We start from the raw sequence: 16,440 nt of genomic DNA, 5'->3' as shown, positions 1-16,440 counted from the left end.
CCAGCGAAAGGGGCGAAGCGAGGGGATTGCGGGTCATATGGGGTCTACCAGCGGCGTTCGAAGCGGCGGCGCAGGATCACCGCGGCGGCGTTCATCACGATCATGAACACCAGCAGCACGATGATGGCGGCGGCGGTGCGCTCGTGGAAGGCGCGCTCCGAAGCGTTCTCCCAGATGAACACCTGCACCGGCAGCACGGTGGCCGAGCTGGTGAAGTTTTCCGGCGCGCCGGGCACGAAGGCGACCATGCCGATCATCAGCAGCGGCGCGGTCTCGCCCAGGGCGTGGGCCAGCGACAGAATGGCGCCGGTCATCACGCCCGGCAGGGCCAGGGGCAGCACGTGGTGGAAGACGGTCTGGGCCTTGGAGGCGCCGACGCCGAGGGCGGCTTCGCGGATCGAGGGCGGCACGGCCTTCAGCGAGCTGCGGGTGGCGATGATCACCGTCGGCAGCGCCATCAGGGCCAGCACCAGGCCGCCGACCAGCGGCGAGCCGCGCGGCACGTGCAGCCAGTTGATGAACAGGGCCAGGCCCAGCAGGCCGTAGACGATCGACGGCACGGCGGCCAGGTTGTTGATGTTGACCTCGATGACGTCGGTCCAGCGGTTCTTGGGGGCGAATTCCTCGAGATAGACCGCGGCCATCACCCCGACCGGAATGGCGATCAGGGCGGTGATCACCAGCATCATGGCCGAGCCGACCACCGCGCCCCACACCCCGGCCTGTTCGGGCTCGGTGGAGTCGGAGTTGGTGAAGAAGCTGGTGTTGAAGCCGGTCTTGACGGTGCCGTCGGCGCGCAGGCGGTCCAGCCAGTCCAGCTGCTGGTTGTCGAGCTTGCGGTCGAGCTCGGCGGTCGAACGCTTGATCTCGCCCTTGTAGTAGAGGTCGGCGTCGGCCTTGACCGAGCCGGTGACCTCGACGGTCTTGCCGATCAGCGACTTGTCGGCCTTGAGCTTGTTGAGCAGCTGGAAGCCGAAGTCGCGCGAGGTCAGGGCCATGACCTTGGACGACACCGTGCCCAGGTCGTCGTCCTGCACGCCCAGCTTCTTCATCAGGGCCTCGGCGACGATGTAGTCGTAATTGACCCCCTCCAGCGCCGAGGCGTCGATGCGCTCGGGGTTGAGATAGACCGGCACCGTCAGGGTGTGGGTCTCGAAGGTCGAATAGCCCTGGACCGCGACGCGGCCGACCAGCACCACCAGGAAGATCAGGGCGATGACGATGGCCGCCATGCCCTGGACGCGGAACCACGTCTCGGAGCGGTGGCGCTTTTTGAGCAGGGCTTCGCGCGCGCTCAGCGCGGCCGACTTGGGGGCGGCCTTGGGATTGGGGGCGCCGGGGGTGAGAACCGCGTCAGTCATATTGTTCCCGGTACTTCTGGACGATGCGCAGGGCGATGATGTTGAGGCCGAGGGTGACCACGAACAGGGTCAGGCCCAGGCCAAAGGCCGACAGGGTCTTGGGGCTGTCGAACTCCTGGTCGCCGGTCAGCAGGGTGACGATCTGGACGGTCACGGTGGTGACGGTGTCCAGCGGGTTGGCGGTCAGCTTGGCCTGCAGGCCGGCGGCCATGGTGACGATCATGGTCTCGCCGACCGCGCGGGACACGGCCAGCAGCATGGCGGCCATGATCCCCGGCAGGGCGGCGGGCAGCACCACCTTCTTGACGGTCTCGGACTTGGTGGCGCCCATGGCGTAGCTGCCGTCGCGCAGCGACTGCGGCACCGAGTTGATGATGTCGTCCGACAGCGAGGAGACGAAGGGGATCAGCATGATGCCCATCACCACCCCGGCCACCAGGGCCATCTGGTTCTGGACCTGCATCAGGTACTGGGCCAGGCCGTCGAGCGGACCGCCGGCCAGCTTGGCGCCGATGCCGTTGAAGAAGGCCCGGAACAGCGGCCCGACGGTCAGGGCGGCGAAGAAGCCGTAGACCACGGTCGGCACCCCGGCCAGGATCTCCAGCAGCGGCTTGACGGTCGAGCGGAAGCCGCGATTGGCGTATTCCGACAGGTAGATCGCCGAGTAGAGACCGACCGGCGCGGCCACCAGCATGGCGATCAGCATCACCAGGAAGGTGCCGGCGAACAGCGGCACGGCCCCGAAGGCGCCCGACGAGGCGACCTGATCGGCGCGCATGGCGATCTGCGGGGCCCATTCGGTGCCGAACAGGAAGCCGATCGGCGACACGCTCTGGAAGAAGCGCCAGCTTTCCCAAATCAGCGACAGCACGATGCCCAGGGTGGTCAGCACGGCGGCGACCGAGCAGGCGATCAGCACCCCGGCGATCCAGCCCTCGACCCGGTTGCGGGCCCGGAACTCGGCCCCGACCCGCGGAATGGCCAGCAGGAAGCCGCCCAGGGCGACCAGGCCGGCCAGGCCGAGGATGGCGTAGCGGACCAGGCCGTTGATGCGGCGGGCGTCGGCGACCTTGGTGTCGAAGGCGGCCTTCAGCTGGCCGTCATAGGCCACGTCGCTGGCCGACTGGCCCGAGGCCACGGCCTGGACGTCGCTGAAGAACACGTCCTGGCGGTCGGGGCTGAGGGCGGCGACGACGGGCGGGCGCTGGGCCTGCAGCGCCGCGTCCTCGACCCGGCCGCCGAACATCGCGCCCAGCAGCAGCAGCAGGGCGGCGGGCGCGCCGGCCCACAGGGCGGCGTAGGCGCCATAGTAATTGGGCAGCGAGTGGAGACGGGCGGTGGAGCCGCCGGCGGTCTTCAGGGCGCGGCCGCGGCCGGCCATGAACGCCGCGCTGGAGAACAGCGCCAGGAAGAGGAGCGAGAGCCAGGTCAGCATGCGTGAAGAGGTCTTGCGCGAGGGATGCGGTGACGGCGCACGACGCGCCGGACCGCCCGTCCCGATCTATGCCGGGCGGGCGCTGACCTTATGCGACGTTTTCACGACGGTTTTACGACAGCGTCCGGAGCGGGCGCCGGGGCCCCCTCAGATCGGCCGGCCGGTGATCTTCCAGATCAGCGGCCGCGACACGCTCATCAGCAGGATGGCGGGGGCCAGCAGCACCGCGAGCAGGTAGCGCTGGATGCTGTCGGCGCGCTTGATGAAGTAGCGCGACAGGCCCACGCCCTTGTGGAACTCGACCTTCAGCGGGTGCTCCAGGCTGGTGTGGCCCAGATGGACGACCCTGGCCTTGGGCTGGAACAGCACCTGGCCGCCGGCCTGGCGGGCCCGCCAGCACAGGTCGATGTCCTCGACATGCAGGAAGAAGCCTTCGTCGAAGCCGTTCAGCAGGTCGAAGTCGGCGCGGCGCAGGGCGAAGCAGGCGCCGGAGATGGTCGGCATCGGCACCGGGGTGTGCGGCACCGGCTCGCGCTCGCGGTGAATCTCGAACTTGGCCAGGCCGGGGAAGCGCCCGGTCAGGTGGCCGAAGCTCAGCAGGGTGGTGACCGGCGTGACCTCGCCGCGGCGGCCGCCGCGCTGCTCGCTGCCGTCGGTGTTCAGCACCCGCGCCCCGACCACGGTGGGGACCGGCTGGCCGCGGAAGGCGGTGACTAGGGCGGCGACGCAGTCCTTCTGCAGGTTGGCGTCGGGATTGAGGAAGATGATGTATTCGCCCCGCGCGGTCTCGGCGCCCATATTGGCGCCGCGCGCGAAGCCGACATTGCCGTGGCCCTGCTGCAGCACGACCCGCGGCTCGGTCAGACCCAGCGACCGCAGCATCTCGGCGTCCTGCGGCGGCGAGCCGTTGTCGATGATCACGAACTCATCGACCAGAGGCTCGTCCAGCACATGCCGGATGCTGCCGGCCAGCGCCTCTCCCGTCTGGTAGACGACCATCACCACCGAGATGCGCGGCCTGGCCGGCCGCACCCCTGAAACGAAGGTCGAATGGGAAGGGAGGATACTGTTCATCAGGCCTTCGCCAACTCCGCGGGTCGGGTCGCGGGCTGGTGGCGGGCCAGGTCCGGCGGCGTCGCCTCCTGGGTCAACGCCCGAACGGCGTCCTCCAGCGACAGCACCTTCTGCCCCTCGCCGCCCAGGCGACGCAGGGCGACCTCTCCGTTCTCAGCTTCCTTACGCCCGACCACAGCAATCACCGGAACCTTCGCGAGGCTGTGCTCGCGAATCTTGTAGTTGATCTTCTCGTTTCTGAGATCGACCTCTGCGCGAATGCCCGCCGAAGTCAACCTCTCGGCCACGCTTTGCGCATAGCCGTCCGCATCCGACGTGATGGTGGCCACCACCACCTGGACCGGCGCCAGCCACAGCGGCAGGTGGCCGGCATAGTTCTCCAGCAGGATGCCGATGAAGCGCTCGAACGAGCCGAGGATCGCCCGGTGCAGCATCACCGGCCGCTGCTTGGAGCCGTCCTCGGCCACATAGTCGGCGTCGAGCCGCTCGGGCAGCACGAAGTCCAGCTGCAGGGTGCCGCATTGCCAGACCCGGCCGATGGCGTCCTTCAGCGAGAACTCCAGCTTGGGACCGTAGAAGGCGCCTTCGCCGGGCTGGTCCACCAGCCGCTCGCCGGCCGCCTCGGCCGCCGTGGCCAGGGCGTGCTCGGCCTTGTCCCAGACGTCGTCCGAGCCGGCGCGAAGCTCCGGACGCGTCGAGAACTTCACGTCGTGCAGCTCCATGCCCAGGTCGTTATAGACGCTGCGCAACAGTTCGATGAAGCGGGCGGATTCCTCCGTGACCTGCTCTTCGCGGCAGAAGATGTGGGCGTCGTCCTGGGTGAAGGCCCGCACCCGCATGATGCCGTGCATGGCCCCCGACGGCTCGTAGCGGTGGCAGGCCCCGAACTCGGCCATGCGCAGCGGCAGCTCGCGATAGGACTTCTGGCCGACATTGAAGATCTGGATGTGACCGGGGCAGTTCATCGGCTTGACCGCCAGGATCTCGCCCTCGGCGCTTTCGCACATGAACATGGCGTGGCCGAACTTCTCGGCGTGGCCCGAGCGCTCCCACAGGCTCTTGTCGAGGATCTGCGGGGTCTTGACCTCGCGATAGCCGGCCGCGTCCAGCCGGCGGCGCATATAGGCCTCCAGCGCCAGGTACAGCGTCCAGCCCTTGGGGTGCCAGAACACCATGCCCTTGCCCTCTTCCTGGATGTGGAAGAGGTCCATGGTCTTGCCCAGCTTGCGGTGGTCGCGGCGCTCGGCTTCCTCGATGCGCTTGAGATAGGCCTCGAGATCGGCTTCCGACGCCCAGGCCGTGCCGTAGATCCGCTGCAGCTGGGCGTTGTTCTGGTCGCCGCGCCAATAGGCGCCGGCCAGCTTGGTCAGCTTGAAGGCCTTGCCGACATGCTTGGTCGACGGCAGGTGGGGGCCGCGGCAGAGGTCCTTCCACCGGCCCTGGTGATAGACCGTGATCGTATCGCTGGCCGGCAGGTCGCGGATGATCTGGGCCTTGTAGCTTTCGCCCATGGCCTCGAAGTCGGCGATGGCGGCGTCGCGATCGACCTCCTCGCGCGTGATCCTCTCGTCGCGGTCGACGATCTCGCGCATCCGCTTCTCGATCGTCGCCAGGTCGTCCAGGCTGAACGGCTCGTCGCGGGCGAAGTCGTAATAGAAGCCGTCCTCGACATTGGGGCCGATCGTCACCTGGGTGCCGGGGAACAGCTCCTGCACCGCCTCGGCCAGCACGTGGGCGGTGTCGTGGCGGATAACCTCGAGCGCCTCGGGGGCCTCGCGGGTGATGATCTCGAAACGGCCGCCGCCGGCCAGCAGGTCGGCCGTCAGCGGACGATCCAGGTCCAGCAACTGGCCGTCGAGCTTGATCAGCAGAGCCTTCTTCTCCAGCGACTTGGAGATCGAGGCGGCCACCGCCCGGCCCGTCGAACCCTCAGCATACTGTCGGGCCGAGCCGTCGGGGAAAATCAGGTCGATCATTCTTCACATTTCCACTTGCGCGGCTCGCGGGGCGGAGGCGGCGGGTCGTAACCCGAACCGCCGAACGGATTGCAGCGGCAAATCCGTCCCACCGCGAGCCAGGACCCCTTCAGGGGTCCATGATTCTTGAGCGCCTGGGCCGCATATTCCGAACAGCTCGGCAGATAGCGGCACTGGCGCCCGATGAAGGGCGAGAGCGTCGTCTTGTAGGCCTTCAGGCCCAGGTCGACGGTGCGTTCGTAGAATGTCATGCCGGCGCTTTCGCGAACGGAGTCGGGATCTTATCGCACTAGCGAAAAGCCCCGATCAAGCGGCGCCGGCGCGGCGAGTTCGGGTTTGGGTCGCAGCTGTGGCCTTACGGACAGCCTCGACCGCGGCCTCGAACGCCAAAAGCGTCGAGGCGTGACGGGCGGGGTAGTCCTTGACCGGCTCCAACACGGCGAGCTCCGCAAATCGGCCCTCGGGGGGCGGGCCGCCTGATTTCAGCATAGCTCGCAAGGCGTCGCGGGCCAACTCGATCTCGGCGAGGTCCGCGCCGACCACCTGGGCGCCGAGAATCGCGGCCGAGGCCTGGCCCAGGGCGCAGGCGGCCACGTCCTGCGCGAAGTCGCTGACCTTGCCGTCTTCGACTGTCACGTCGACGACGATCCGGCTGCCGCACAGCTTGGCGGTCTTCTCGGCGCTGGCGTCGGGCGCGGCCAGGCGGCCGACCCGCGGCAGGTTGGCCACCAGTCCCAGGATCCGGGCCGAATAGAGGTCGTCGATCATGGGCTCTAGATGGGGGTGTTCTGGCGCTGGGACCAGATCGCCTCGGCGCGATCGCGCACCGCCTCGCCCATGCGGGTGTAGGCGGCCCGCAGCCGCCGGCGCTCGTCGCGGCTGACGAAGCGGACCAGCGGGCCCATGAACAGCTCGCCGTTCGAGAAGATGGCGTTCTGGTCGCCCTTCTTGTCGATCTCGATATAGCGGATGGCGGTGACGAAGCCCCGCAGGCGCTTGGTGCGCCAGTGCAACTGCTCATAGGGCACCCAGTCCTGGACCACTGGCTGGATGGTGGCGGGCGGCGCGTCGCCGATCACCACCTCGACGACCAGGGGCGTGCCGATGCGCAGCTCGCCCTCCATGCGCGGGTGGATGGGGTTCCAGTCCTTCCAGGCGGCGAAGTCGGAGATCACCTCCCAGACGATCTCGGCGGGGGCCTGGACCCCGATGCGATGTTCTACGGCGCGTTGCATGGTCGTGAGTCTGGCGCTTTCAGGAAAGGAAACCGAGGCCGCTGGCCTTCTGGAAGACCGGCAGGTCGAGGGACGGCGGGTCGAGGCCGGCCTGGCTGAGCAGGCCGTGGACCTGGCCGCGATGGTGGGTCTGGTGATTGAACAGATGGGCCAGGCCGGCCCACAGCGGCTGGACCACCTCGGCGCCGTCGGCCACCCGGGTCCAGCGGAACGGTCCGGCCAGCTGCGCGTCGGTCAGGCCGGCGACATAGGCCGACAGGGCGGCGTCCTCGTTGACCCGCGCCTCGCGCAGGGTCGCCAGGTCGTCGAAGATCACCGCGTCCAGCCCGTGCGGCGGCAGGGCCTCGCCGCGCAGCCGCGCCAGCCACATGCGGTCAGTGACCATCAGGTGGTTCAGCGTCCCGTGGATCGAGCCGAAGAACGCCCCGCGCTCGGCCTTGTAGTCGGCCGCGTCCAGCTGGGCGCAGGCCGCGTGCAGGCGATGATTGGCCCAGGCGTTGTAGCCGGCGAACATCTGGAAAAGGGCGAGCATTCTGGCCTCCGGCGCCGATCGGCGCCCAGAGGCGGTCCTTAGCATCTCCGCTTATCCTCGCGAAAGCGCTACGGCTTCGCGCCGCGCCGGGATCTAGGCCAGGGTCCGGTCGGCCTGCGCCCTGGCGGACGGCTGGCCGCCCTTGGCCAGCACCTGGACCATCACCGACAGCAGGTCGCGCAGGTCGATCGGCTTGGCGACATGGGCGTCCATGCCGGCCTGCAGACAGGTCTCGACTTGGGTGCTCATCACGTCGGCGGTCAGGGCGATGACCGGCAGCCGCGTCCAGCGCGGGTCGGCGCGCAGGCGGCGCGTGGCCTCCAGGCCGTCCATCACCGGCATGTTGACGTCCATCAGCACCAGGTCGAAGGCCCCGGCGGCGACGGCGTCCAGCGCCTCGCGGCCGTTGCCGACCTCGACCAGGTCGCAGCTGAACGGCTCCAGGAACAGCTTGATGACCCGGCGGTTGATCGGATGGTCGTCGACCACCAGCACCCGGCGGCCATGCAGCGGCGACACGCCGACCTCATCGTCCGGACCACCGGCCGCGACCGACGCCTCACCGCCGCTCGACGCCACCCGATCGGTCAGGAAGCTCAGGGTGAAGGTCGAGCCGACGCCCACGCGGCTGTCGACCACGATGTCGCCGTCCATCAACTGGGCCAGCCGGCGGGTGATGCTGAGGCCCAGGCCGGTGCCGCCATAGGTGCGGGTAGTCGAGGCGTCGGCCTGGGTGAAGGCGCTGAACAGCCGCGGCAGGGTCGCCGCGCTCATGCCGATGCCGGTGTCGGCCACCGTCAGGATCACCCCCATCCGGCCGGACGTCGGATCGAGCGCGCAGGCCAGGACCACCTCGACCCGGCCGACGCGGGTGAACTTCAGGGCGTTGGACAGCAGGTTGGCCAGGCACTGGCGCACGCGCACCGGGTCGAACAGCAGGGTCGGCGGCGGATCGCCGGCCACCGTGAACAGCAGCTCGACGCCCTTTTCGCGGGCGGTCGGCTGGTAGCCGCCCACCAGCCGGGCGCAGACGCGAACCAGGTCGCCGGCGGTCGGCGCGATCTCCAGCTTGCCGGCCTCGATCTTCGACAGGTCGAGAATGTCGTTGAGCAGGACCAGCAGGGTGTCGCCCGAATCGATCATCAGCTCGACCTGGTCGCGCTGGCGCGGCTCCAGGCTCTCGCCGCGCAGGGCCTGGGCCATGCCCAGCATGCCGTTCAGCGGCGTGCGCAGCTCGTGGCTCATCACCGCCAGGAAGGCCGACTTGGCGTCATTGGCCGCCTCGGCCCGGCGGCGGGCGTCCCTCAGCCGCTGCGAGGCCCGGCGTAGATAGACGCCCCAGGCCACCCCGCCCATAACCAGCACGCCCAGCAGCATGGCGATGATCAGCGAGGCGTGGGCCAGGCGGCGGTTGAGATCGACCTCGGCGGTCAGGCGGCGGCTCTCGTCGCGCTTGGAGCGCAGCTCGGTCTCCAGGGCCGAGGCCATCTGGGCGCCGTTGCGGGCCTCGGCCGCCTGGATGTCCTCATGGTTCTGGATCCGCCAGCGGTCGAGCATGCGGAAGGCCTCGTCGCCACGGCCCTCGGCCAAGGCGATATAGGCGCTGAGCAGCAGCTCGGCCTGCGGATCGGGAGCCAGGGTCTCGGCCGGGACGGCGCGCAGGATGGCCAGGTCGGCCTTGGCGCCGGCGGCGTCGCCCAGCTCGGCCCGGGCCTGGGCCCGCAGCCTCAGGCTGGCGCCGACCAGGCGGCTGGTCGGATGATCCAGCTGCCGGGCCCCCTCGGCGAAGCATTTGAGCACCCGAGCCGGGGCGCGGCGTTCCTTGGCGATCCGGGCGCACAGATAGCGATCCCAGGTCCGCAGGTCCGGATCTCCGGCCGCCTGGGTCATCTGGTGGTGGACGCTGGCCAGGTGCTCGGCCGCGTCCAGCTCGCCCACCTCGGCGGCGGTCAGGGCGATGTCGTACAGCCGCTCGACCTTGCGCATGTAGAAGGCCCCGCCTTCGTCGAGGCGGACGGCCTGGCTCATATGGTCCAGGGCCCCTTCCTTGTCGCCGAAATCCGACAGGCTGTAGGAATGCACCTGGTGGACCTCGGCCAGCAGCGACTGGGCGATGGGCCCCTTGGCCTCCAGCTGGCTGACCAGCTCGGCCGCCATCCGCGAGTCCTCGGCCCAGCGTCCGGCGTGGCCCAGGCTGCGCACCCGCTCCAGCCCGGCCATCATCCGGATGTTCGGCCCCGACCGGTCGAGGAACCGCGTCCAGTCGGCGTCGGTGAAGGTCTGGACGCCGCCGGTCTCTTCCCGGTAGGCGGTCTCGAGCAGGTCGACCAAGGCGATCAGCTCGCGGTCGTCCTCGACCTCGCCCAGGCTCCGCACCCGCCGGCTCCAGTCGTCGAACTGCGGCTGCACCTGGTTGCTCTTATAGGCGTAGAGCACGGCCCACAGGCCATACAGTCGCTTTTCACCGGCGTGCTTCAGCGCCCGGCGACCGGCCCGTTCGATGTCCTCGTTCTCATGGGCGGGCGGCCGCGGGTCGTGGCGGCTGATCTCGCGATACAGGGCTTCCAGCTTGGCGGACTGCGCAGAGCGGGCCCAAGCAGCGCCGCTTCCGGTCAGTAGCGTTGCGATCGCCGCGAGAAACAAGACTAAGCGCCGCAAGCCGCCGATCCCCCGATCCATCCCGCCAACCTACGGACGGCGCCTGTATTTGGGGTTAAGAAAATCGCTCGACGCGACATTCCGCCACAGGGTCGCCCGGGTTGAAAAGCGCCCGGGATCCAGGTTCCGCCGCGGCCGTCGACGAGGGCCGGGAGCACCACCTGGAACAGGCGCCGCCCGGCTCTGCGACCGATTGCTGCACCGTGCTAGTCGTCGGCCGAATGTCATGTACAGTTGAATACAGAGGACGCTGTACTCACCGCGCTCAACCGCCCTTGCGCGACCATGGTAAATGAATCGCATGCCGAGGACTTTAAATAAGCAGCTTTTATTTAATCGCCTTCAGAGCGCAGGCGTCGTGGTCTGCACGGCCTTTCTGATCCTTGAGGCGGGTATTGCATTCGGCGGGCTGCAAAAAACCTTGGACCACGGCCCCGAACTGGGGCGAGTCGGGGCGGCGGCCTCGCTGCTGGCGATCCTCGCCCTGGCCGCCTTCGCCGTCCTCAAGGCCGTCGCCCTGCGCGCCGAGTCGGATCGGCGGCTGGCGGCCGAGCGGCGCCTGGCCCAGCTGGAGATCCAGGATCCGCTGACCGGCCTGGCCAACCGCAACCGGATGCTCGACATGCTCGGCCAGGCCCTGCAGGCGCGCAAGACCGGCGGCGAGGTCACCGGCCTGCTGCTGATCGACCTGGACCGGTTCAAGCCGATCACCGACGCCCATGGCCGCGCGGTCGGCGACCGGCTGCTGCGGATGGTCGGCGAGCGCCTGCAGGCGGTGGCGCGCGAGGGCGAGACGGTCGCCCGGCTGGGCGGCGAGGAGTTCGCCGTCGTCCTGCCCCGCCTGGCCAACGCCCAGGCCGCGCGCAATCCCGCCCAGCGGCTGGTCCGGGCCCTGGAGGCGCCGTTCGAACTCGACGACCTGGCGCTGAGGATCGGCGGCGCGCGGGTCGCCGTGGCGACCAGCGCCGACACCGAGCTGCGCCCAGCCGTCCTGGTCCACCACGTCGACGCCGCCCTGCACCGCGCCCCCGGCGATCCGCTGGTCGAGCTCTGCTCCCGTCGGCGCGGCGCGAGCCGGACCTGAACCCTTGCCTCTCGGCGCCGAAAGGCGCTCCATCAAGCTTGTCCGTTCGCAGGTGAACGGCCCTGTGGCGTTGCGTCCTTCGGACCCGCCGCCCCTGCGGCGAGCCCTCCACAAAGAGAGGTGACCATCATGCTGCGTTTCCTAACCGCCGGCGCGTTCGCGCTGGCGCTCGCCTCCTCCATGGTCGCGAGTCCCGCCGCCCAGGCCCAGAGCGCCGAACGGGTCTATGACCAGGGCTCGGTCTGGCAGATCAGCTATATCGAGACCAAGCCGGGCATGTTCGACGACTACATGAAGTACCTGTCCACCAGCTGGCGCGCCCTGCAGGAAGAGCAGAAGAAGGCCGGCGACGTCCTCAGCTACAAGGTCCTGGCGGTCGACACCCCGCGCGACCACGAGCCGGACGTCATTCTGATGGTGGAATACAAGAACATGGCGGTGTTCGACCGCTCGCTGGCCGAGGGCGAGGCCATGACCGCCAAGGTGTTCGGCTCCCTGCCCAAGAGCAACGAGGCGGCGATTTCGCGGGAGTCGATCCGCACCCTGCGCGGCGGCCTCGGCGTCCGCGAGATGAAGTTCATCAAATAGCGTCCGGCGACCGGGCGGGCCGCCCGGTCGTTACTTCAACTCCCAGGGGCGACGAAATTTCGCCCGCGATGTCGGATCGTCGGTCATCCTGTCGTCCTCAGGGCGCAGAACGACGCCAGAGCCCCGCGCCTGGCCCCATGCTGGAGACACCGATGACCACCGCCGCCGCCCAAACCGCCGCCGACACCGACCGCGACCTGGTCCTGACCCGCATCATCGATGCGCCGGCCGACAAGCTGTACACGTGCTGGACGACGCCAGACCTGCTGCCCGAATGGTTCTGCCCGCCGCCCTGGAAGGTCTCGCACGCCCGGATGGACCTGCGCCCCGGCGGCGCCAACCTGGTGACGATGCAGGGCCCCAACGGCGAGTCGATCGACAATCGCGGCGTCTATCTGGAGGTGGTCGAGAACCGCCGCCTGGTGTTCACCGACGCCTATGTCGAGGCCTGGATCCCGTCGGCCAAGCCGTTCATGACCGGCGTCATCACCTTCGAGGACCTCGGCGACGGCCGCACCCGCTACACCGCCATGGCCCGCCACTGGACCATCGAGGACCGCCAGACCCACGAGCAGATGGGCTTCCACCAAGGCTGGGGGATCGCCACCGACCAGCTGGCGGCCCTGGCCAGGACGCTGTGAGCGTCCGAGTTTGAAGTCCCGTCTCTCCGGCGAAGGCCGGGGCCCAGATCATAGGGCCGTGTGTTTTCGGGTCAGCGTCCGGCGCCACGGCTGAACCTGGGCCCGGCCTTCGCCGGGGAGACGGATAAAAGCGACCCGACCTTCAACCACCCCCTACCGGCACAGCCGGTACGGGCTCTGGTCCAGGTGCAGGTGGTCGGCGTGGGCGGCGTTGTAGTCGGGGCTGAGCACGGCGCCGAACACCCGGCAGGCCCCGTCGCGGGCCGCGCGGACGAAGCGGCCGCGATCGTCCCGGCCGCGGAAATCGGCCGCCACCGTCGCCCGGCGGCCGTCGGCGAAGCGGAAGCCGGCCACGTCCAGGGCGTTGGCGCGGGCGTGCTGGCTGGGCCGCTCGCCGGGGCGGCCATAGATCGGCCGGCAGGCATAGGTTCCGTAGTGATCGACCCGGACCAGCGTCGCGCCCAGGACCTGGCGGGCCGCCGGCCGCAGCACCTGGCGGTCCCACAGCACGTAGCCCAGGGCCAGCGGGCAGGTCATCACCGGCGCGGCCGGGGCCAGGTCGCCGACCATCCGCACCGTGCCGCGGGTCGAGCAGTAGCCGCGCTCCTGCGCCTGGCCCTCGGCGAACCGCACGCCGCCTTCGCGCAACGTCGCGCGGCAGGCGGCCGGGTCGGCGGCGATCCGCGCCAGCTTGCCCGCCGTCGCCAGGCCGATCGGCTGGTCCAGCGAGAGCGGCGTCCACGGCAGGTCCTGCGGCGGCGCCAGGCGGTCGACCAGGAGCAGCAGCAGCAGTCCCGCCAGTAGCAGGTCGAGTGCGGCGCCGACCGCGCCGGCCAGGGCCAGGATCTGGGGAGAAGCGGGTTTCACGCCTGCTGCAACGGCCCGGCGGCGCGGGAAGTTCAGCGCCGCGGCTTGGCTTGGCGGGCTTCAGAGGGCATCTAGCGCCTCCCTGGAGGTTGCCGATGTCCACGCCCAACGGTTGGCGCGCCCTGTTGAACGCCGAGCTGGCGCCGCGCTTCGCCCTGCTGTGCCTGGGGATCTGGCTGAACGCCGCCGACACCCTGGTGACGGTGACGATCATGCCCAGCGTCGCCCGCGAGGTCGGCGGCTACCAGTATTTCGGCTGGTCGGTGGCCGCCTTCCTGCTGGGCTCGATCCTGGCCGGGGCCTGCGCCGGCAAGCTGTCGATCCGCCTGGGCCTGCGCAACGCCACCGCCCTGGCCGGGGCGCTCTACACGGTCGGCTGCGCCCTGGGGGCGCTGGCCCCGGAGTTCCTGACCTTCGTGGCCGGCCGCCTGGTCCAGGGCCTGGGCGCGGGGGCCATCGTCTCGCTGTGCTATGTGGCGATCAGCGCCCTGTTCCCCGAGCGCCTGTGGCCGCGGGTCTATGGCGCCGTGGCCGGGGTCTGGGGCGCAGCGACCCTGCTGGGACCGCTGTGCGGCGGCCTGTTCGCGGAGGCCGGCTTCTGGCGCGGGGCCTTCTGGCTGTTCGCGGTCCAGGGCGTCGTTTTCATCGCTGCGGTGCTGGCCATGGTCCCGGCCGCGCCGAAAGCGCCGGACGGCGGACGCATTCCCGGCCGGCAGCTGGCCCTGCTGACGCTCGGCGTGTCGCTGATCGCCGCGGCCGGAGTCACGCCAGGCCGGCTGGCCGCCGGCCTTTGCGCAGCCTTCGGCGTGCTGGCCCTGGCGGCGCTGCTGCTGGTCAACGGCCGCTCGCACGACCGCCTGCTGCCCCGCGCCGCCGGCGACCTGGCGACCGCCACGGGCCTGGGCCTGATGGTGATCTTCTTCTGCGAGGCGGCGACGGTGGGCTTTTCGGTCTATGGCCCGGTCTTCGTCCAGGCCCTGCACGGGGCCAGCCCGCTGGTCTCGGGCTATGTGATCGGCGGCATCGCCGCCGGCTGGACGGCCTGCTCGTTCGCGGTGGCGGGGCTGAAGCCGCGGCACGAGGGCCTGGCCATCCGGCTGGGGGCCAGCATCATCGTCGCCGGCGTCGCCTGGGGGGCGGTCGAGATGGTCCGCGGGGGACTGCTGGGCGTGGTGCTGTCGATGGTGCTGCTGGGCGGCGGCTTCGGGATCTGCTGGGCGTTCCTGGCCAAGCGGGTGATCGGCGGCGCGCCGGCCGACGAACAGGCCCTGGCCTCGGCCGCCGTGCCCACCACCCAGCTGATCGGCGGCGCGACCGGGGCGGCGGCGGCCGGCGCCCTGGCCAACGCCCTGGGCTTCGCCCACGGCGTGACCCCGACCGGCGGCGCGGCCCACGGCTTCTGGCTGTTCGCGGCGTTCGTGCCGCTGGCGGGGGTGGGGCTGCTGGCGGCGTGGCGGCTGGGGCGCTAAGAAGCGGCGCCATGACCGATCCAATCCTGATTTTCGATCCCGCCGGAGCGGTGTCGCCCGAACGCCGGACCCAGATCGGCCGCAAGCTCGATCAAATCGCCCGCGAGGAGGGCGTGCGCATCCTGCTGGCCGTCGAATCCGGCAGCCGCGCCTGGGGCTTCCACTCGCCCGACAGCGACTATGACGTCCGCTTCCTCTATGCGCGCCCAGTCAACGACTATCTGGCCCTGCAGCCGCCGCGCGACGTGATCGAGCGGCCGATCGACGCCGACGACCTCGACGTCGGCGGCTGGGATGTTTCCAAGGCCCTGAAGCTGGTGTCGCGCGGCAATGCCGTGGTCTCCGAATGGCTGTCGTCCCCGATCATCTATGCGGAGGATCCGGCGTTCCGACCGCTGTTCGAGCCCCTGGCCCGCGACTGGCAGAACCTTCACGGCGACGTGGCTCACTATTACGGCTTGGCGCGCCGACAGTGGGGCAGCTTCATAGAGGGCCGGACCGAGGTTCGCCTGAAGAAGTACTTCTACGTCATCCGCCCGGCGGTCACCCTGCACTGGCTGCGCGAGGGCAATACCGGCGCGCCGCCGATGAACCTGCCGCGCCTGCTGGAAGACGTGCGCCTTCCGGACGCCACCGCCGGGGCCCTTGCGGACCTGCAGGCCCGCAAGCAGGCGGCCGGCGAGATGGTCGGCATAGGGGCGCGCATCCCGGCCATCGACGACTATGTGCGCGAACAGATGACCTGGGGCCTCAGCCAGAAGGCGCTCGAACCCCGCCGCGATCCGGCATTGTGGGTCCGAACCGAGGCGGCGTTCCGGGCGCTGATCGGGGCGGCGTAACGCGGGCTCGCGACACGTCCTCTCGCCCAGCGGTCAACTGGCCTGCTGATAGTGACGACGTATATACGTTGTACTGACAATGGAGCCGGTCATGCCCAAGGACACCGTCTTCACCATGAAGCTCGAGACCCAGTTGCGCGACGCGTTCGTCGCCGAGGCGGCGGCCGCGCATCGGCCGGCCTCGCAGATCGTGCGTGACCTGATGCGCGACTTCGTTCAGCGCCAGCGCGAGGCGAGGGACTACGAAGGCTTCGTCCGTCGCAGGGTCGAGACCGCGCGGTCCGAGCGCCAGGCCGGCCTGAGTTTCTCCAACGAGGACGTCGAGGCCGAGTTCGCGGCCCGCCGCGCTGACCTGCTGAGAAAGGCGGACGAGGCCGGAAGGTGAAGGTCCGCTGGACCGCGTCGGCCCGGCTCGATCGCCTCGACATCGCCGACCACATCGCCGCCGACAGTCCAAGAGCCGCCGCCCGGATGGACGCCCTCTTCACCGAAGCCGCCGAGTCCCTAGTGTCCCGGTTCAAAAGTTCGCCAACTCAGGATTGCTCGACGGGCGCGTTGTAGACGCAGAACCGCTCGATGGATGCGAGGATGTCGTCGGCGGACTTGGTCCAGCGGAACGGCTTTGGGTCGGCGTTGTGGCGGTTGATGAAGTCTGAGATGTCGGCTTGGAGATCGGTGACG

General features: G+C 69.7%; 17 protein-coding genes. 7 read left to right on the top strand and 10 right to left on the bottom strand.

Annotated features, from left to right (window positions below):
• Positions 1 to 44 precede the first annotated feature (44 nt).
• The 9 genes from pstA to ACIPQB_RS24925 form a co-directional block, all read right to left on the bottom strand.
• Entirely contained in the window at positions 45 to 1,361 is a 1,317-nt protein-coding gene (gene pstA, locus ACIPQB_RS24965; protein ID WP_446487953.1) for a phosphate ABC transporter permease PstA, read from the bottom strand.
• Positions 1,354 to 2,796, bottom strand: coding sequence for a phosphate ABC transporter permease subunit PstC (gene pstC, locus ACIPQB_RS24960; protein WP_446487952.1), 1,443 nt, complete (start codon positions 2,794 to 2,796; stop codon positions 1,354 to 1,356). The genes pstA and pstC overlap by 8 nt, the downstream gene beginning before the upstream one ends.
• A 147-nt stretch (positions 2,797 to 2,943) precedes the next feature.
• On the bottom strand, positions 2,944 to 3,870 hold the full coding sequence (locus ACIPQB_RS24955; protein ID WP_446487951.1) for a glycosyltransferase family 2 protein: 927 nt from the start codon (positions 3,868 to 3,870) through the stop codon (positions 2,944 to 2,946).
• Positions 3,870 to 5,846 (bottom strand): threonine--tRNA ligase, encoded by a 1,977-nt coding sequence (thrS, locus tag ACIPQB_RS24950; protein WP_446487950.1) that lies wholly within the window; start codon positions 5,844 to 5,846, stop codon positions 3,870 to 3,872. The genes ACIPQB_RS24955 and thrS overlap by 1 nt, the downstream gene beginning before the upstream one ends.
• Complete coding sequence (yidD, locus tag ACIPQB_RS24945) at positions 5,843 to 6,097, bottom strand: membrane protein insertion efficiency factor YidD (RefSeq protein WP_446487949.1); 255 nt, start codon at positions 6,095 to 6,097, stop codon at positions 5,843 to 5,845. Before yidD ends, thrS begins: the two co-directional genes overlap by 4 nt.
• A 55-nt stretch (positions 6,098 to 6,152) precedes the next feature.
• Positions 6,153 to 6,614, bottom strand: a complete 462-nt coding sequence (locus ACIPQB_RS24940) for an iron-sulfur cluster assembly scaffold protein (protein WP_446487948.1) — start codon at positions 6,612 to 6,614, stop codon at positions 6,153 to 6,155.
• 5 nt (positions 6,615 to 6,619) lie between these two features.
• Complete coding sequence (locus tag ACIPQB_RS24935; RefSeq protein WP_446487947.1) at positions 6,620 to 7,081, bottom strand: SRPBCC family protein; 462 nt, start codon at positions 7,079 to 7,081, stop codon at positions 6,620 to 6,622.
• 19 nt (positions 7,082 to 7,100) lie between these two features.
• Positions 7,101 to 7,613 (bottom strand): DinB family protein, encoded by a 513-nt coding sequence (locus ACIPQB_RS24930; protein WP_446487946.1) that lies wholly within the window; start codon positions 7,611 to 7,613, stop codon positions 7,101 to 7,103.
• A 93-nt stretch (positions 7,614 to 7,706) separates the two neighbouring features.
• Positions 7,707 to 10,271, bottom strand: a complete 2,565-nt coding sequence (locus ACIPQB_RS24925; RefSeq protein WP_446487945.1) for a response regulator — start codon at positions 10,269 to 10,271, stop codon at positions 7,707 to 7,709.
• Positions 10,272 to 10,692: 421 nt separating this feature from the next.
• On the opposite strand from ACIPQB_RS24925, the gene ACIPQB_RS24920 reads away from it, so the two are divergent.
• The 3 genes from ACIPQB_RS24920 to ACIPQB_RS24910 all read left to right on the top strand — a co-directional run bounded on the left by ACIPQB_RS24920 (position 10,693) and on the right by ACIPQB_RS24910 (position 12,584).
• The gene (locus tag ACIPQB_RS24920) at positions 10,693 to 11,355 is read left to right on the top strand and encodes a diguanylate cyclase domain-containing protein (RefSeq protein ID WP_446487944.1); all 663 of its coding nucleotides are present in this window, start codon (positions 10,693 to 10,695) and stop codon (positions 11,353 to 11,355) included.
• A gap of 129 nt (positions 11,356 to 11,484) precedes the next feature.
• A complete protein-coding gene (locus ACIPQB_RS24915) occupies positions 11,485 to 11,943 on the top strand; it encodes a hypothetical protein (RefSeq protein ID WP_446487943.1) in 459 nt (152 codons plus the stop codon).
• A gap of 152 nt (positions 11,944 to 12,095) precedes the next feature.
• The gene (locus ACIPQB_RS24910; RefSeq protein WP_446487942.1) at positions 12,096 to 12,584 is read left to right on the top strand and encodes an SRPBCC family protein; all 489 of its coding nucleotides are present in this window, start codon (positions 12,096 to 12,098) and stop codon (positions 12,582 to 12,584) included.
• Between the two features lie 153 nt (positions 12,585 to 12,737).
• Here ACIPQB_RS24910 and ACIPQB_RS24905 read toward each other — a convergent pair whose 3' ends face one another.
• Positions 12,738 to 13,451: an extensin-like domain-containing protein gene (locus ACIPQB_RS24905; protein WP_446487941.1), complete on the bottom strand. Its 714-nt coding sequence runs from the start codon at positions 13,449 to 13,451 to the stop codon at positions 12,738 to 12,740.
• 95 nt (positions 13,452 to 13,546) lie between these two features.
• On the opposite strand from ACIPQB_RS24905, the gene ACIPQB_RS24900 reads away from it, so the two are divergent.
• The 4 genes from ACIPQB_RS24900 (at position 13,547) to ACIPQB_RS24885 (ending at position 16,320) form a co-directional block, all read left to right on the top strand.
• Positions 13,547 to 14,920, top strand: coding sequence for an MFS transporter (locus tag ACIPQB_RS24900; RefSeq protein ID WP_446487940.1), 1,374 nt, complete (start codon positions 13,547 to 13,549; stop codon positions 14,918 to 14,920).
• 11 nt (positions 14,921 to 14,931) lie between these two features.
• Positions 14,932 to 15,759, top strand: coding sequence for a nucleotidyltransferase domain-containing protein (locus ACIPQB_RS24895; RefSeq protein ID WP_446487939.1), 828 nt, complete (start codon positions 14,932 to 14,934; stop codon positions 15,757 to 15,759).
• 91 nt (positions 15,760 to 15,850) lie between these two features.
• The gene (locus tag ACIPQB_RS24890; RefSeq protein ID WP_446487938.1) at positions 15,851 to 16,144 is read left to right on the top strand and encodes an antitoxin of toxin-antitoxin stability system; all 294 of its coding nucleotides are present in this window, start codon (positions 15,851 to 15,853) and stop codon (positions 16,142 to 16,144) included.
• Positions 16,141 to 16,320, top strand: coding sequence for a type II toxin-antitoxin system RelE/ParE family toxin (locus ACIPQB_RS24885; protein ID WP_446487937.1), 180 nt, complete (start codon positions 16,141 to 16,143; stop codon positions 16,318 to 16,320). Before ACIPQB_RS24890 ends, ACIPQB_RS24885 begins: the two co-directional genes overlap by 4 nt.
• Positions 16,321 to 16,440: the final 120 nt, after the last annotated feature.

This window comes from Caulobacter sp. LARHSG274 (genome assembly GCF_052871235.1).
This window is presented reverse-complemented; position numbering and strand designations above follow the sequence as displayed.